Below are 18,022 nucleotides of genomic sequence, written 5' to 3'. Positions count from 1 at the left end.
AAACGGGCACGTAATCAAGATTTAGTTTTGCAATTTTGATTCATATACGCTAAAGCATCTTAAGGAGGTAGAATGCAAAAACACTTGGATTCTTTACAAAGTAAGCAGTCACTTTCAATAAAAGATGCAAACATGAATGCTACAAACATGAATGTTAAAGATGGAAATAGTCGTCAAAAAAACAATGTACTTCAATCGTTTATTGATTCTGCGCCAATTATAAAAAATAATGGTAATTTAATATACGACTTAGGTGATGTTCCTTCCGACTTAAAAATAACTGTTCAAGGTGCAAGAGAGCATAATCTAAAGAACGTTAATTTGCAATTGCCTAGAAATAGGATGATTGTTTTTACTGGCCTATCTGGTTCTGGCAAATCTTCTCTTGCTTTCGACACTCTTTTTGCAGAAGGTCAAAGGCGTTATGTGGAATCCTTAAGCGCATATGCAAGGCAATTCCTTGGAAGAATGGATAAGCCAGACGTAGATTTTATTGAGGGATTAAGCCCAGCAGTTTCGATTGACCAAAAAACAACTAATCGCAATCCTCGTTCTACTGTTGGCACAATTACAGAGATTTATGACTATTTAAGGCTTCTTTTTGCCCGCGTAGGTATTCCACATTGCCCTAAATGTGGTGAAATCGTTAGTGCGCAAACTCCTCAACAAATAGCTAACGCATTGCTTTCTTTGCCGCAAAAAACAAGGTTGCAATTGCTAGCTCCTATTGTTAACGGCAGAAAAGGTGAGTTTAAAGATACTATTACTCTTCTTAGGTCAGACGGATATTCTAGAGCGCTTGTAGACGGGCAAATGCGAGAGCTTTCGGAAGATATTACTTTAGAAAAGCAAAAGAAACACACAATCGAAGTTATTGTAGATAGGCTAGTTATAAAAGATGGCATACGTACACGCCTTACAGATTCTATAGAAACAGCGCTAAAGCTTTCTAAAGGTATTGTTGTTGCTGATTTTGTAGACGAAGATGCTTCTTCTAAAAACAGGCGTCAAAGTTTTTCCGAGAATATGGCGTGCCCGAATAGTCATCAATTTAACCTATTAGAGATAGAGCCAAGAACGTTCTCATTCAATGCTCCGTATGGAGCGTGCCATGATTGCTCTGGAATTGGTTACAATCTAGAGATTGACCCTGCTCTTGTTGTTCCAAATACAGAAAAGTCACTTAACGAAGGCGCTATAGAACCTTGGGCATTGAATAAAGCAGCTGGAGAATACTACAGGCATGTGTTAAAAGGATTAAGTGTAGAGCTTGGCTTTAGTATGGATACTCCGTGGGAAAATCTTCCAAAAGATGTGCAAGATTCAATACTCTATGGTCATGATTTTGAAGTAAAAGTATCGTATAAAAATCGATGGGGTAGGCAGAGAGAGTATTCAACAGGATTTGAAGGCGTAGTGCGTACTCTTATGCGCAAACATGACGAAACAGACTCAGATCAAATGCGTCAATACTACGAGTCATACATGCGAGAAGTGCCATGCTTAACATGCAAAGGAAAAAGACTTAATCCAGAAGTCTTGTCTATTAAAGTTGGCTCGTGCTCAATCGCAGACGTATGCGATATGCCTATTGAAAAAAGTCTTGAATGGATTAATTCATTAAATCTAGAAGGCTCAAAAAAGATAATTGCTAAAGAGATTGTAAAAGAGATCAAAGCAAGACTAGGCTTCTTAAACGACGTTGGCTTAAACTACTTAACGCTTTCTAGAGCAGCAAAAACTCTTTCTGGCGGAGAAGCTCAAAGAATAAGACTTGCAACGCAAATAGGGTCTGGTTTAGTTGGTGTTATGTACGTTCTTGACGAACCCTCTATTGGTCTTCATCAAAGAGACAATGAAAAGCTTATATCAACGTTGCACAATCTTAGAGATCTTGGAAATACGCTTATAGTTGTAGAACACGACGAAGATACAATACGAAAGTCAGACTGGCTTGTAGACATTGGCCCAGAAGCTGGAGAAAATGGCGGAGAAGTTGTCTATTGCGGCCCTGCAAAACACATAACAGAGGCGAAGCGATCAATTACAGGAGACTATATTGCAAAAAGACGCGCAATAGATGTTCCTAAAAAGCGCCGCAAAATCAACAAAAGTCGTAAGCTAACTATTGTTGGCGCAAAAGAGCACAATCTTAAAAACATAGATGTAGAAATACCTTTAGGCGTATTTACTTGCATAACAGGAGTATCTGGATCTGGAAAGTCAAGTTTAATAAACTCAATACTTTACCCAGTTTTGGCAGATAAGCTAAACGGCGCTCGCATTGTTCCAGGATTGCATAAGCGCGTTGATGGAATAGAAAATTGCGATAAGGTTGTTCACGTAGATCAAAATCCTATTGGCAGAACACCAAGATCAAATCCTGCAACCTACACTGGAGTTTGGGATAAAATTCGCTCGCTTTTTGCTCAAACTCCAGAAGCGAAAGTTAGAGGGTATGGTCCTGGAAGATTCTCGTTTAACGTAAAAGGCGGAAGATGCGAGGCTTGTAGCGGAGACGGAACGCTTAAAATCGAGATGAATTTTTTGCCAGACGTATACGTGCAATGCGAAGAATGCCATGGAAAAAGATATAATCGAGACACTCTAGAAGTAAAGTACAATGGTAAAACTATTTCAGACGTGCTAGATATGCCAATATCGCAAGCTGCTGTGTTCTTTAAAGCATATCCGTCTATTTCTAGATACTTAGAGACTTTAGTTAAAGTTGGATTAGGTTATATTAGGCTTGGTCAAAGCGCGCCAACACTTTCTGGTGGAGAGTCGCAAAGAGTAAAGCTTGCTACGGAACTACAAAAACGTTCTACTGGAAAAACCGTTTATATTCTAGATGAACCTACTACGGGCTTGCATTTTGAAGATGTTCGCAAGCTTTTAAGTGTTCTTCAATCTTTAGTAGATAAAGGCAATAGTGTAATAGTTATTGAGCACAATCTTGATGTTGTAAAATGCGCGGATTGGATTATAGATTTAGGCCCAGAAGGAGGAGATAAGGGCGGCGAAATCGTGGCAACTGGTACTCCAGAAGATGTTGCAAAGCAGCCAGAAAGCTGGACTGGTAAATTCTTAAAGTCAATGCTTGAATAGAGCAAAATCAGCAGTATTTAAGTAAAAATTTATGAATAATTTTATGAATATCTTATGAAAGGAGGTGAGATCATGAATGTTCTAAATTCTAAAGAATCAAATATTAGAAATGATGAAGAAAATATGGAGACTAGAGAAGCTGGAAAAAATATAGAAATCAGTAGGGGAGAATGGAAGAAAACTCACCAATCTAAATATGATGAAAGCTATGCAAGCTACTTTGATAATTCATCTAAAAACGATTTTGGTGCTCCTCTTTTAGGAGATAGTCGTGATTTATTTAGGCCAAAAACTTCCGATATTCCAAATCAGCCTGGAGTATACAAGTGGAGAGATGAGCGTGGAAAAGTAATATACGTTGGAAAAGCAAAAAGTTTAAGAAACAGGCTATCGAATTATTTTCAGCCCTTAAACCAGCTTCATCCTAGAACGCAATCAATGGTATTAACAGCTAGAAGCTTAGAATGGACTGTTGTAAACACAGAACTTGAGGCTCTAACGCTTGAATATACTTGGATTAAAGAGTTTAATCCAAGGTTCAACATTGTTTTTAAAGACGATAAAACATACCCATATATTGCAGTATCTGTAAATGATGATTTTCCAAGAGTTTGGATTACTAGAAATCGAAACTCAAAGTCAACGCAATATTTTGGACCGTATGCAAAAGTTTGGCAATTAAAGCACAGTTTGGATTCTTTGCTAAAAACTTTTCCAGTTAGAACATGCCGACAGTCTGTTTTCAATAAAGCACAAAAAACAGGAAGACCTTGTCTTCTTGCATCTATTGGAAAATGCTCTGCACCTTGCGTTCAAAAAGTAGACAAAAAAACGCATAGGAACAATGTTGAACAATTAGTTGGCATTCTAAGTGGTGCTATTGGAGATTCCTACATTAGCGATTTAACAAGAAAAATGAAGGAGTTAAGCAATAACTTAGATTTTGAAAATGCTGCAAAAATAAGAGACAAAATCAACATTTTTAGAACTGTTATTCAACAAAATTCCGTTGTTTTTAACGATAATGTAGAAGCTGATGTTTTTGGTTTTAGTGCAGATTCGCTTGAAGCATGTGTTCACGCATTCTTTGTTAGAGAAGGGCTACTTCGCGGAGAAAAAAATTGGCAAGTCGAAAGAAGCGAAGACATTAGTGATGAAGATATGATCGCAAACTTGCTTATACGAGTTTATTGTGAATATGAATCAAATAATGATTTGCAATATGCAAACTCGTTAAAAATAGAGCAATCCAGGAATGCGTTACAAATCGATTACTCTAGCAATGCAAATATGGATTCGTCGTACAGAGCTAAAGAAACAAAGGAACGCAAAAAGCGTCAAGAAACAACTGGAAGAGGGGATTTGCTTGACCCAATTTGCCCAGTTCCTAGAGAGATTATTATTCCTATTGAATTAGAAGAATCCCATAAAGAAAATCTTGAAAGATGGCTTAGTGGGTTAAGAGGCGCGAAAGTAACTATTAAAGTTGCAGAACGTGGAGATAAGCGCTCGCTCATGGATAAAGCAAACTTGAATGCTGAGCAGTCTCTTAAACAGATGAAAACAAGTAGGATTTCTACTTTAGAATCTAGAACTAATGCTATGAATCAAGTTGCTGCAGCTCTTTCAATGAGTGAAGCTCCATTGCGAATTGAATGCTACGATATTTCAAACTCAGCTGATGGAAGATATCAAGTTGCATCAATGGTTGTTTTTGAAGATGGAATTGCTAAACCTAGTGAATATAGAAGATTTTCTATAAAAGGCCCCAATGGTATTGGTCAATTAGACGATTTAAGCGCATTATATGAAACTATTTCTAGACGTTTTAAGCATGAAAGCGATAGTTGCAACAATGAAGATGATGATTGCATAGAAAATCGCTCACAATCATCCTCAAAAAAATTTGCATATACGCCAAATCTTGTAATCGTTGATGGTGGTATTGAGCAAGCAAAAGCAGCTCAGAAAGCAATGATTGATTGCAATGTTAAAGGCATAACAGTATGTGGATTATCTAAAAAATTAGAAGAAGTTTGGCTGCCTAATAGTCAATACCCAATTATTCTAAAAAGAAGCTCCGAAGGATTGTATTTGCTTCAAAGAGCTAGAGACGAATCTCATCGCTTTGCTATTGCTTATCATAGAAAAAAACGTGCAAAGGCAATGTTGTATTCATCTATTGACTCAATTCCTGGAATTGGCGAATCTTATAAAAAACGTTTGCTTTCAAAATTTGGCAGCGTTAAAAATCTAAAAGAAGCAAGCGTAGAAGAGTTACAAAAAGTTCCTGGAATCGGTTTGTTAAAGGCTAAAACTATTTATGAGTTTTTGCACTCTCAATAAATCTAAACAATTCTATGGCATGTTGATTAGTCATGATAAGCAACTAGCCTTATAAGTATGTCTCAAGAAATCGAAATAGGTTTGGGTAAAAAAGCCCGAGTTGCTTACTCACTAGACGATATTGCTATACTTCCTTCTCGTCGTTCTCGCGACCCAAAGGCTGTATCTACATCATGGCAAGTCGACGCTTATAGTTTTGACGTACCAGTGATTGCTGCGCCAATGGATTCTGTTACAAGCCCAGATACGGCTATTGCAATGGGTCAAATGGGAGCATTGGGCGTGCTTGATTTGGAAGGATTGTGGACTCGTTACGAGAATCCAGAACCACTTCTTAAAGAAATCTCAGAACTTAAAGACGAAGTTGCAACTAAGCGCATACAAGAGATTTATTCGGAGCCAATCAAGCCAGAACTTATTGTTAAGCGTTTGCACACAATTCGCGATGCTGGTGTTACGGTTGCAGGTGCTCTTTCTCCGCAACGCACTCAAGAATTTTATTCTACTGTTCTAGAAGCAGGCGTTGATTTATTTGTTATTCGTGGAACTGCTGTTAGTGCAGAACATGTTTCTAAAGACCATGAGCCTCTTGATTTAAAGAAGTTTATTTACGATTTAGATGTTCCAGTTATTGTTGGAGGTTGTGCAGACTACACTTCCGCATTACATCTTATGAGAACTGGTGCTGCTGGAATCCTTGTTGGTTTTGGCGGTGGAGCAGTTTCTGCAACAATGAATACGCTCGGAGTGCAAGCGCCTATGGCAACTGCCATTGCAGACGTTGCAGAAGCTCGCAGAGATTATATGGACGAGTCTGGCGGTCGATACGTTCAGATTATTGCAGATGGTGGAATGGGAACGTCTGGCAACTTTATTAAGGCGCTTGCCATGGGAGCAGATGCAGTAATGCTTGGCACTCCTTTGGCGCGTGCAACTGAGGCTCCAGGTCGCGGAATGCATTGGGGAGCAGAAGCTCGTCATCCTTCTTTGCCGCGCGGTATGCGCACGAATGTTGGAACTGTTGCTCCGCTTGAGAATATTTTGTTTGGGCCAAGCCATATGGCAGACGGAAAAACAAATTATGTTGGAGCTTTAAGACGAACAATGGCATCTACTGGGTATGTTGATGTTAAGAGCTTCCAACGCTGTAGTGTTGTTTTCAACCCATTCCATCAAGACATAAGATAAATAATAAAAATCTTATAATCATTTTATAGGGATGAACAAGATTGCGCGCTCAATTCAATTTTGAGTGCGCAATTCTTGTGTATAGGCCAAAAAATGTTTAAAGCTAAGTTGATTAATGTTAGTGAAATACGATTAGTCAGTTAGCTTTTGGCTCATAATCCCGTTTTTGATAGTTTTGTTTTTGCGCATCGACTTTTGTCCCAGAATTTTACAAAGTTAAGTTAGTTTTCAAAATCATTATTGACATAACACATGTAAGTCTATAGAGATTATCTATACATATAGGATTATTAATATAAATAATCTATTATAAAAATACGGTTAAATCTAGATTCTTAAGCAAGCTATTTAACACGTTTAACTAAAAATATTGCAAAAAGCAATAAAAGATTTTAGCAAACAAGTAAAGATTGGAGTTGTTATGAGCCTTATTGGTACGCATATTCTTCCATTTAAGGTAAATGGATACAAGAATGGCAATTTTGTAGAAGTAAGCGACAGTGACGTTCTTGGAAAATGGGCTATTTTCTTCTTCTATCCAGCAGACTTTTCATTCGTGTGCCCAACAGAGCTTGAAGATCTTGCAAACCACTATGAAGAGCTTCAAAAGTTAGGCGTAGAAGTTTATTCTGTTTCAACAGACACACACTTTGTTCACAAAGCTTGGCACGATGATTCTAAAGCTATTGCAAAAGTTCAATACACAATGCTTGGAGACCCAAACGGCGCGCTTTCTAGAAACTTTAATGCGCTAAATGAGGAATCTGGTTTAGCTCATCGCGCAACTTTTTTGGTGGATCCTCAAGGCAATATTCAATTCTACGAGATGACAGCAGATGGAATCGGCAGAAACGCCGACGAGATGCTTCGCAAAGTTAAAGCTGCACAATTTATTGCATCTCACCCAGGAGAAGTATGCCCAGCAAAGTGGGAGCAGGGAGAAGAAACACTTGCTCCATCTATTGACTTAGTTGGAAAAATCTGATTTTAACTGCTGATTTTATCGACAAATTTTAACACAATTTACATGTTGCTTTGATTGCTACAGAAAGTGAAAATAATGACTTTATTAGATTCAAATTTAACTACTCAACTTGCTGGATTGCTAGAAAAAATGGTTAATCCGATTAATCTTGTTGCGTACGTTGATAGTAGTGAAAATTCTCAAAAAGTTATTGAGCTTTTGCAAGAAGTAGCAAATCAAAGCAACAAAATCACTGTTATAAAAGATGATAAAAGTAGCACGAAGCGAATCCCAAGTTTTTCAATTACTAATCCGCAAAATAACGTTTCTGTAAGTTTTGCAGGTTTGCCACTTGGTCACGAGTTTAGCTCTTTAGTTTTGGCTATTTTACAAGTAAGTGGTTATGCTCCAAAAATAAGCGACGAGCAGCGCAAAGCAATTTTGCAACTTGGAAGTCATGATATTACTACATACATGTCTGTTACTTGCATTAATTGCCCAGAGGTTGTTCAGTCACTTAATACAATTTCGATTATCAATCCAAAAGTAAAGCATATTGCTGTAGAAGGAAGCGCTTTCAAAGACGAGGTAGATGCTCTTGGTGTAATGAGTGTTCCTGCTGTTTTTGAAAACGGAAAGATGATTTCTTCTGGAAGGTCATCTATAGACGAATTAGTTGCGATGCTTTTAAGACAAGAAGAAAATGGGGATTCTAGCGATTCTAGTGATTCTACGGAGGCTAGCGATTCTTCACTAGCGCAAAAAATGAACGCTAAAAACCCATACGACGTTCTTATTGTAGGCGGAGGTCCTGCTGCGAGCGCTGCTGCGATTTACACAGCTAGAAAAGGTCTTAAAACAGCAATGATTATGGACCACAGAGGCGGTCAGGTTGTTGAAACAGAAAGCATTGAAAACCACATTTCTCAAACACATACAACAGGCGCAAAGCTGGCTAACGATTTAACAAACCACATTGCTCAATACAATATTGACGTATTTACTCCTGATTGGGCTACGTCTTTAGACGTTGCAGAAAAGCCTTACGGATTACATACAATTAAAACTAAATCTGGCGGAAGTCTAAAAGCTAAAGCGGTGATTATTGCAACAGGCGCTACGTGGAGAACGCTTGGTGTTCCTGGAGAAGATGAATACAGAAACAGGGGAGTGTCGTTCTGCCCGCATTGCGATGGCCCTTTGTTTAAGAACAAGAATGTTGTAGTTGTTGGCGGAGGAAATTCTGGAGTCGAAGCTGCAATAGACTTAGCAGGAATTGCAAATCACGTTACTGTTATAGAGTTTATGGATTCTCTTAAAGCGGATCAAATATTGCTAAACACTTTGCATTCTCTTTCTAATGCGAATGTAATAACAAGTGCATCTCTTAGCAAAATAGAAGGAGATAGCAAAAAAGTTAGCGCAGTGCATTATATGGATCGCAATGATAATAATGCGGAAAATCGTGAGAAAATTTTGCACACAGACGGAGTGTTTGTTCAAATTGGACTAATGCCAAATACAAAGTGGGTGGCAAATAAACTAAGCTTAAATAATCGAGCAGAAATCGTAACAGACAGAAAAGGATGCACAAGTATTCCTGGCATTTTTGCTGCTGGCGATTGCTCGGATGAGCCTTATAAGCAGATTGTTACAGCATACGGGTCTGGCGCAAATGCAGCTCTTAGCGCTTTCGACTATTTAATCCGAGACCCACATAATTAAAATCATGCATGGAACATTCATAGAATATGCATAGAACGCACCTATAACACGCACAGAAAGATAAATACTTGAACATTAAATCGCTTGAATACTTAATTGCTTTTGCGAAAGAAGAAAGCTTTACAAAAGCTGCCGAGCGCATGCACGTTTCTCAGCCAACTTTATCTACGCAGATTAAAAAGCTAGAAGACACGCTTGGAGTTTGTCTTATAGAGCGAACTCCAGGAAAGCAGATTCTAACTCCTGCAGGAAGGGAAGTAGTGTATTATGCAAAGCGTATTCATTCGGATGTTTCTAACATTTATCAAGCAGCAAGGCGCTTAGAAGATCCTTGGTCTTCTACAATAGTTTTAGGCATTTTCCCAACATTATGCCCATATCTTTTGCCTAGAATAATACCTGTTCTGCGTAAGATTAAGCCGAATTTTACTATTCGTTTTGTTGAAGAAAAGTCCGCAACTTTAATCGAATTGCTAAATAATGGTCAAATCGATGCAGCAATATTGAGTGAAAAGTTAGACGAATCGTCAATAAAGGTTAATCATATTTTTGATGAAGATTTTGTTTTAGCAGCGTCAACAAATTCGCAATTAGGAAACCAAAAATCTCCAATCGATTTGTCTCAATTATCTAGTCAAAAAATACTTCTTTTGGAAGATGGACATTGTATGAGACGAAGTATGATTGATGTTTGTCAAAAGGTTGGAGCAAAACAGTCCGAATTTTGTGCAACATCTTTGGAAACCTTACGATACATGGTTGTTGGAAGCAAAGATGTAACATTGCTGCCACGTCTTGCAACTCTCCCTCCTATTGTTCAGCCAGCTGGTTTAACAATTCGCGAGTTTAATAGTCCAAAGCCGTATCGTTCACTGTACTTAAATTGGCGAGCTGCTTCTCCAGTAGACAAGATTATGGAAGGATTATGCACGATTATTTGTGGAACTTGCGCGAATTTGCATAAAAAATAGTTGCGATCATATATTTGCATATTTAACATGATTTAGCAGAATCTTAGTAAGATTTTCTATAAAATTTGATTACATGCTTGCGATTCAACAATCATTTATATTTAGAATGTTCGCTATACTTAGAATGTTCAGTAAGAATCAATAAGATGCGTATAAATCAATTGTGTAGAATTTTATTGTCTTACGTTAAAGTTGTGCAATAAGAAAGAATGGGGATTATGCAAAACCAAGTGCAATCTAGCAATAACGCTGATTCAATCTGCCATGATGTAAAAAATTGCAATTATAACGCAGATAGAAGCATGCAGATTGTGTTACGTACAATTGATACGCTTTGGGAGAGCAAAAACTCAATTTCTGTTAAGCTATTTTCAAAAAAACATATTTTTAACGATTTTCCTTTTATGCCTAGCTCAACAAAACTGGGTTGGATTAAGATTTACGGCAAAAAACAAGGTATTTCAATTGGATTGTTTAGCAAAGATTGCAAACGTTTTTACCAAGTTGCTGTTGCTGATTTAGAAGGAAGAGTTTACGAAGGACACACTGTAACAATTGAAGATACAACGGAAAATATACCCGAATTGTCTTTTGTTGAGCAAAACTCTATGACTCTTTCTAACTCAGATAGATTCTACGGTTGCATTGATAAAAAAACTACTCGAGCAAGTCATAAAACAAGTCATAAAGCGAGCCATAGCGCAAGCCATATCAAAAAAAGTTGTTTTAAGAATAAGTCAAATAATGATTTAGTTGTTATTAAGGGAGATGTTGTTGTTCAAACTTCTAAAGATGGCGGAATTCAATGGGTGTCGTCTTGGATTCGCAAAGCAAATACTAAAAAAGAAACTTATACGCTAGAAGAAACGCGTGTAGATTTGCCTAATAATTTGCGTTGCAATCTTAGTTATTTTGACGCAATCGCTATATCTTACTTTGCATCATTCTTTGTACCAGATATGTTGTTAGCTTTTAGCGGATTTGGGTCTGGAAACATATTTAGGCATCTTACAAAAGAAGCACCTTTGAGGGCTATTAGGCGAAGCGTTTGCGATGCAAACACGGCAGAGAGAGCTGGTCTACGCGTATCTGCAATGGAGAAATATTTTACGTACTTAATGGCAGATGCTGGAGCGTTAGAGGACGCTGGAGCATTAGAGGCTGAACATGCCGCTGAAAGATTGCATTTGCAAAAATCTAAATGTTCAGATGCAAACTTTTTAGTTTGGGATGATTCTTTGGAGGCAAAATCCGCGTTAAGAGCTTTGCGTATAGAAGGAGCAATAAATAGATTCCAGTCTATTAGCAATTGCTTAGAAGAAAACTGCTCTAATGGCGGTGATTTAACAGAAAATAACGCAACTTATAATCAAGTTTGTGCAATGGATATGGCTTTTATAAACGATCCTGCTTTTTGCGCAAGTGGCGAGATTGACATGAATTCTTTTGGCGACCCGTTGCAAGACAACAATATTAGGCCATTATTGCATTTACTTAACCGTGCAAGAAAATCTAATGATTTGTATATTTATAAAGCTGACGGATCTTCTAATTGTGAATGGTCGTACAGGCAAAGACTCTCGGAACTAATCAGAAGCCTTTATTTGCCTTTTAGATTCGATGCTGATTTTAGATCTAATTTAGATAGTGGGAATGTTGCATTAGCGTTTATGGCAACAGGCAATTCAATGATGCCTAATCTAACATACGATTGTGCTAAAAAAGATTTTGTTCCAATAAGCGAACAAAACAGATCCAAAATGACAACTAACTACAATCTTCGTCTTGGATTAATGCTGGCTACTCTTGCTTTTGGTGCTAGCGAAGAAGTGCAAAACGTTTCAATACGATTAGATTCAATCGGCTTAGAAGAGATGGTTGCAGCTCAAGACGTTGCTATGAATAAAATTTTAAGCCAAACGATTAATGCTCTTAATCACATGAATAAAAATGCTGCAAGAGCAAAAGGCGATCCAAAAGATGGGGATATTCATGGAGACGTTAGTAGTGGTTTTGCTAATTTAGGGTCTAGCGCGGATAGTAGTGCAGACAGTGCTTCAGATAGTCTTGTTGAAAGCATTGTAGAAAATCTTGAAGATACAAGCGCAAGCAACAGTGATAATAGCGCTAACGGTAATCGTAGCGATAATAGCAATAGTAGTAATAGTAGTAATAGCGATAGCAATAATAGCGCAAAAAACGAAGACCCAATGGCAGCGTTTAGCAAATCTCCTTCGATTATACCGTTGCTAACTGTTACTTTTACTAGAAAGTCGTTTTTAAAGCACATACGCGCAAACGGATTAAATAATCCTCTTGAAACGTATAAAAAGTTTAATGCAACTTTGCATGTCGACGAAAACGGCTCATTAAACCAAATTGAGCCAACGTTTGACTTACGAGACAGCTGCTTTGCGCCGCATGGTGCTCAAGAAGAACCAGAGTTTTCCGACATAATTTTTGACGCAAAGTCGCAAGAATTGTTAGCAACTCAAGACGCAAAAGGCCTTTCAATTCAGCGCGAAGACGTTTTGCAACAAGCGGTTGCTGATTTTAATCACATAGCGTCTAAAGCAATTATGACGAACGCAGAAAAAGCTCGTATGGCAATGGATATTGTTGAAAGCATTAACGATCCAGAGCTAAACGATCAAGCAAACCATGTAATAAGTGCATTAATAGACGAAAAAGAAATACCAGAAATATCGTTTAACGCTTCAAAAGATATTTACAATATGCGAGTGCATGCTCACGAACAATTTATGAGTGGAGATTTAGAAAGCGCAATCGAAGAGTATGAAAACAATATAAAGCATTTTGACGATATGTTTGCTTCTGGGGATGTTGTTCCAAGATACTTCAACTCGTATGCTGAGCGCGTTGTTTATAATCGCATGTTTGCAACGCAAAACGAGCAAATGAGGCTTATACCAGACGGACTTTTCTACGCGCATATGGAGATTGCGGATTTACTCGGCCAGCTTGGAAGGAGTAAAGAGGCGCTAAAACATCTAAATACAATGGTTTCTTACGCTCCAACGTATGTTATATCTCACTTAAAGTTAGCTTCGCAATTATCTCGTCAAGAAGATTGGCCTTCTGTAGAAGCAGTATGCTTAAACGCTTTACAAGTATGTTTCGATAGAGAAGATGCTGCGTTTATTTACTACAGGCTAGCATACGCAGAGTGGATGCAAGATAACTTCCCGCTCGCTGTTGCTGCATATATGGTTGCAGATGACTTGTTTAGCGAAAAAAATGAATCTCTAGAAGTAGAGCTTGCAGAACTCTTAAGTAGAGTTGAATCTCAATGCATTGCCGTTCCTAGAAGCTTGAATCAGGCAAAAGAAATGCTAGAAATCAATAATGTTGTGAATTGGCCAGATGTTAATGCATATGAGATTATTGACGAAGCTGCAAAAGTCACTGTTAATGAAGGTATGTTTGTTATTGCGCGAACTCTTTCTGTTGCTAGATCTAGAATGCTATTTAGAAACGATTCTTCTGAAAGTATTGTTCAAATGCAATTCTTGCGATCTCTTAACGCTTAATAAATTCTTGTTAAATGGGCTATAAAATAGACTAAAACGCTTTGAAGGGAAGACTCATGGCTGCATCTAATGGTGATTCGACGCAACATTCGAGTGGTGCTCAATTGTCACTTTTTGATGACTTAGATAGTGTTAATAATGTTGAAAATATACAAAATAATAATGAGCCAAGCGTTAATGGCAAATTTGCATCAACGATTCAAAGAGCAGAACAATCACATGATGTAACAAGCGATTTAAGTGAGTCTAACACTTTTAGTTCAATCGCAGATTTTGACAGTTGGATTGCTAAGCTAGAGCCGTCAGATTCGGACGCAATGCAATTAGCTAAGCTTGATCCTTCGCTTTTAACAACAGAACAAGGCGCAAGATTATGGGCAAAATTGGCTGCATGGGCGCAAGCAGATCAAATCGCATACTATGTTGACGATTCTCCAACAAGCTCCGACGCAGCTTACGACGCAAGAATGCGTGTTTTAAGCGCGCTTGAGTCTACTTTTCCGATTCTAGACACGCCGCAATCGCCAACGCATAGAGTTGGCGGAACTTTTTCTAACGATTTTGCGCCAGTTCGTCATCCTTCAAGAATGATGAGCTTGGATGATGTTTTTTCGATTGATGAATTAAAATCCTGGTATAACAGCATTATTCGAGACTTGCAATGGCCCGAAAATAAGCCGCTGCCAATGACATGCGAAGTAAAAATCGATGGTCTTGCGCTAAATCTTATTTATCGAAATGGAACTTTGGAACAAGGGCTAACCCGAGGAGACGGTGTTACTGGAGAAGACATATCGCTAAACGTAAGAACAATCGAAGAAATTCCTACGCAATTGCATGGTGAAAATCCAGACGATATTCCAGAATTTGTGGAAATCCGCGGTGAAGTATTTATGAAGTGGGCGGATTTTAGAAAACTGAATATTGAGCAAGAAGATTTAGGCAAAGCTCCTTTTGCAAATCCAAGAAACGCAGCTGCAGGCTCTTTAAGACAAAAAGATCCTAGAATTACAGCCACAAGACGCTTGAGTTTTATAGCACACGGATTAGGAAATCTAAAGTGGAAGGACTTAGCGCAAAGCGGTGGCGAATCTAATGCTCATGCTCAAACATCCTTCAACCAATCGGACGCTTACGAATTGTACAAAAAATGGGGTATTCCTGTTTCTCCATATACGCGCAAGGTTACGTCTTTTGAACAAATAGAAGACATGATTGACTACTATGGCGAGCATAGAAACACTATTATTCATGCTCTAGATGGAATTGTAGTAAAAGTAGACGATCGCGCATTGCAAAAAAAGCTTGGTGCAACTTCTAGAGCGCCGCGTTGGGCGATTGCTTACAAGTATCCTCCAGAAGAAGTTAACACGCGCTTAAAAGATATTGTTGTTCAAGTTGGAAGAACAGGAAGAGTAACCCCAGTAGCTGTTTTAGAGCCAGTAACTGTTGCAGGCTCCACTATATCTCGTACAACTTTGCACAATCCATACGAAGTTGAACATAAAGGTGTACTTATTGGAGATACTGTTGTTGTGCGTAAAGCTGGAGATGTTATTCCAGAATTAGTTGGACCTGTGCTCAAATATAGAAATGGCAGAGAAAATGAATTGAAAAAATTCGTTATGCCAGAGTATTGCCCATCTTGCGGAACAAAGCTTGCTCCTACAAAAGAAGGCGACAAAGATATTCGCTGCCCTAATGTAGAAAATTGCCCAGCTCAGCTTACTGAGCGCATAATCAACTTGGCTTCAAGACAAGCTTTTGATATTGAAAATCTTGGCGAAGCATCCGCTCTTGCTCTAACTAATCCAGAAGATTCTAGGCCAATAACGTCAAAAGTTTATATTGAAGATAAAAGCATAAGCAAAATAGTTGTTGAGCGTGGATCTTCTAATCCGCCGATTCTACCAGAGTCGAATTGCGATCTTCCTGCTCCTCAAACTCCTGTTCTTACTAGCGAAGCCGATATTTTTAACCTTAGTGCTAACGATTTAAGAAATGTTAAAGTTTGGAAGGAAATTCCGCTTGTTGAAGAATGGGAAGAAGTAGGAAAAGACGGAAAACTTAAAAAACGATCTAAAAAGATTGGCGGAAGTGGATTATGGAGGCAAGTCTCAGCTTTTTGGACTAGGCCTCTAGAAGCTACTAGAAGAAAGTCGAATGATGATTCTAAAGATTCTAACGACTCTAGTAATTCTAACGACTTTAGTAGTGATGAGTCTAACGAATCTTTTAACCCAAACTACCCAATGTTTGAAGTTCCTATAGATGCTTACGTAACAAAGCTAGTTGAAAAGAAAATTCGCGTAAATAATGTTCTTAAAACAGTTGAAGTGCCAGAATACACTCGTCCTAGCGAAACAACAAGAGCAATGCTAGAAGAAATAGCTCAAAAAGGCAAGTCTGCGCCTCTTTGGCGTGTGCTAGTGGCACTTTCTATTCGCAGGCTTGGTCCGCCAACAGCTCGCCTTATAGCTGCAAGATTTGGCTCAATCGAAAATATTGCAAATGCGACTATTGAGGATTTAACTCAAATTGATGGCGTTGGCCCAGAAATTGCTCAAGCTGTTTACGATTGGTTTGAAAAATCAAAAGATTCTAACGATTGGCGTAGTGAAGTTTTAAGAAAATGGAAAGAAGCTGGAGTTGTTGGAAACGATTCTGCACAATCCAATAATCTTGAGCAAACGCTTAGTGGCAAAACTGTTGTTGTTACAGGGTCTTTAGAAGATTTCACACGAGATTCTGCTAAAGAAGCTATTGTATCTAGAGGTGGAAAAGCTGCATCTTCTGTTAGTAAAAAAACGTATTGTGTGATTGTTGGAGCAAATGCTGGATCTAAAGAAGCTAAAGCAGAAGAACTTGGCATATCAATGTTGAACGAGAATCAATTTAAGATTTTACTTAAAACAGGTAGTGTTGAATCTGCACTAAAAAACGATATTACACTTGATTCGCAAAGTGAATTGTAAAAACATGAGTGATAATCTTGTTGAATTAGAAACGCGTATTTACGACTTATTAGGTAGTGTGATTGATCCAGAATTAGGGCGTTCTGTTACCGAATTAAACATGGTTACGGGCGTTCGCGTAAGCGAAAAATCATGCGAAAAATCATGCGAATCAAATAATCATAAGCCAACTTATAGCGTTTCTATAGATATTGAGCTTACTGTTCCAGACTGCCCATTAGCTCAAGTTATTACGCAAAGAGTTCAATCAGTTGTAGCAAAGTACCCAAATGCAACGCTTATTCCAACAGTAAACGTAAGCGCTATGAGCAAAGATAAGCTTGCAAAGCTTGTTTCGGATTTAAAAGAGGAGCGTAAAGAAAATCCGTTCAATAAAAATGGCGTTAGAACAAGGATTTTTGCTATTGCATCTGGAAAAGGCGGAGTTGGTAAGTCTTCTATAACAGCCAATTTAGCTGCCACTTTTGCATCTCTTGGCTACAAAACAGCAGCAATAGATGCAGACGTTTATGGTTTTTCACTACCTCGCATGTTTGGAGTTACAACTCAACCCACTAATCTGAACGGCATGCTTATGCCAGTTGAAGCTTGGGGAGTTAAGCTGATTTCTATTGGAATGTTTGCTGGAACAGATCGCGCGATTTTGTGGCGAGGACCTCGTTTGCAACGTTCTCTTGAGCAATTTCTATGCGATGTTTGGTGGGCAGATCCAGACGTGCTTCTTTTAGATTTGGCTCCTGGAACGGGAGATATGGCTTTAGCCGTTGCACAATCATTGCCGAATGTGGAGCTTGTTGTTGTTACAACACCTCAACCTAGTGCTTCGGATGTTGCGGTTAGAGCGGGGCTTATGGCTTTGCAAATTCCGGTTAATGTGCGCGGTGTTGTAGAAAATATGAGTTGGTTCGATAACAATGGAGCGCGACTAGAAATCTTTGGCTCGGGAGGCGGAAAGCGCGTGAGCTATCAGCTTTGCAAAGCTCTTGGTAAGAGTGTTCCTCTTCTTGCTCAAATTCCGTTAGACACAAGTATTAGAGAAATTGGAGAATCGGGCAGACCTGCTGTTCTTACAAAAGATGGCAAACTAGCAAACACTCAATTAGCGAATACGTTTGTTAGTCTTGCAAAATCATTAATCGATTAATCGATAAAAAATGAGGCCACTTGACTTTTCGTCAAGCAGCCTTATTTTTG

Annotated in this window: 9 protein-coding genes; all 9 read left to right on the top strand. The window is 38.5% G+C overall.

Annotated features, from left to right (window positions below; genetic code table 11):
* Positions 1-132: 132 nt before the first annotated feature.
* Positions 133-3,108 carry an excinuclease ABC subunit UvrA gene (uvrA, locus tag HXT36_RS02045; protein ID WP_421779230.1) on the top strand — a complete coding sequence of 992 codons (2,976 nt, stop codon included), beginning with the start codon at positions 133-135 and terminating at the stop codon, positions 3,106-3,108.
* A gap of 123 nt (positions 3,109-3,231) precedes the next feature.
* Positions 3,232-5,454 (top strand): excinuclease ABC subunit UvrC, encoded by a 2,223-nt coding sequence (uvrC, locus tag HXT36_RS02040; RefSeq protein ID WP_421779229.1) that lies wholly within the window; start codon positions 3,232-3,234, stop codon positions 5,452-5,454.
* A 57-nt stretch (positions 5,455-5,511) separates the two neighbouring features.
* Entirely contained in the window at positions 5,512-6,642 is a 1,131-nt protein-coding gene (locus HXT36_RS02035) for a GuaB3 family IMP dehydrogenase-related protein (RefSeq protein WP_016635332.1), read from the top strand.
* Between the two features lie 421 nt (positions 6,643-7,063).
* Positions 7,064-7,627: an alkyl hydroperoxide reductase subunit C gene (ahpC, locus tag HXT36_RS02030; RefSeq protein ID WP_032816827.1), complete on the top strand. Its 564-nt coding sequence runs from the start codon at positions 7,064-7,066 to the stop codon at positions 7,625-7,627.
* Positions 7,628-7,702: 75 nt separating this feature from the next.
* Entirely contained in the window at positions 7,703-9,331 is a 1,629-nt protein-coding gene (gene ahpF / locus HXT36_RS02025; RefSeq protein WP_421779114.1) for an alkyl hydroperoxide reductase subunit F, read from the top strand.
* A gap of 68 nt (positions 9,332-9,399) precedes the next feature.
* On the top strand, positions 9,400-10,302 hold the full coding sequence (locus HXT36_RS02020) for a LysR substrate-binding domain-containing protein (protein ID WP_016635329.1): 903 nt from the start codon (positions 9,400-9,402) through the stop codon (positions 10,300-10,302).
* Positions 10,303-10,520: 218 nt separating this feature from the next.
* Positions 10,521-13,853, top strand: coding sequence for a tetratricopeptide repeat protein (locus tag HXT36_RS02015; protein WP_421779228.1), 3,333 nt, complete (start codon positions 10,521-10,523; stop codon positions 13,851-13,853).
* 56 nt (positions 13,854-13,909) lie between these two features.
* Positions 13,910-16,828 carry an NAD-dependent DNA ligase LigA gene (gene ligA / locus HXT36_RS02010; RefSeq protein ID WP_421779111.1) on the top strand — a complete coding sequence of 973 codons (2,919 nt, stop codon included), beginning with the start codon at positions 13,910-13,912 and terminating at the stop codon, positions 16,826-16,828.
* 4 nt (positions 16,829-16,832) lie between these two features.
* Positions 16,833-17,972, top strand: coding sequence for a P-loop NTPase (locus HXT36_RS02005; protein WP_421779109.1), 1,140 nt, complete (start codon positions 16,833-16,835; stop codon positions 17,970-17,972).
* Positions 17,973-18,022 lie beyond the last annotated feature (50 nt).

This window comes from Gardnerella sp. DNF01144, from assembly GCF_049244245.1.
Taxonomy (GTDB): domain Bacteria; phylum Actinomycetota; class Actinomycetes; order Actinomycetales; family Bifidobacteriaceae; genus Bifidobacterium; species Bifidobacterium piotii.
The sequence above is the reverse complement of the archived record's forward strand: the minus strand, read 5'-3'. Positions and strand labels throughout refer to the sequence as shown.

Excerpts from the sequence above, each read along its gene's own strand:
- uvrA (WP_421779230.1), top strand. The coding sequence starts at position 133 with ATGAATGCTACAAACATGAATGTTAAAGATGGAAATAGTCGTCAAAAA.
- uvrC (WP_421779229.1), top strand. The coding sequence starts at position 3,232 with ATGGAGACTAGAGAAGCTGGAAAAAATATAGAAATCAGTAGGGGAGAA.
- HXT36_RS02035 (WP_016635332.1), top strand. The coding sequence starts at position 5,512 with ATGTCTCAAGAAATCGAAATAGGTTTGGGTAAAAAAGCCCGAGTTGCT.
- ahpC (WP_032816827.1), top strand. The coding sequence starts at position 7,064 with ATGAGCCTTATTGGTACGCATATTCTTCCATTTAAGGTAAATGGATAC.
- ahpF (WP_421779114.1), top strand. The coding sequence starts at position 7,703 with ATGACTTTATTAGATTCAAATTTAACTACTCAACTTGCTGGATTGCTA.
- HXT36_RS02015 (WP_421779228.1), top strand. The coding sequence starts at position 10,521 with ATGCAAAACCAAGTGCAATCTAGCAATAACGCTGATTCAATCTGCCAT.
- ligA (WP_421779111.1), top strand. The coding sequence starts at position 13,910 with ATGGCTGCATCTAATGGTGATTCGACGCAACATTCGAGTGGTGCTCAA.
- HXT36_RS02005 (WP_421779109.1), top strand. The coding sequence starts at position 16,833 with ATGAGTGATAATCTTGTTGAATTAGAAACGCGTATTTACGACTTATTA.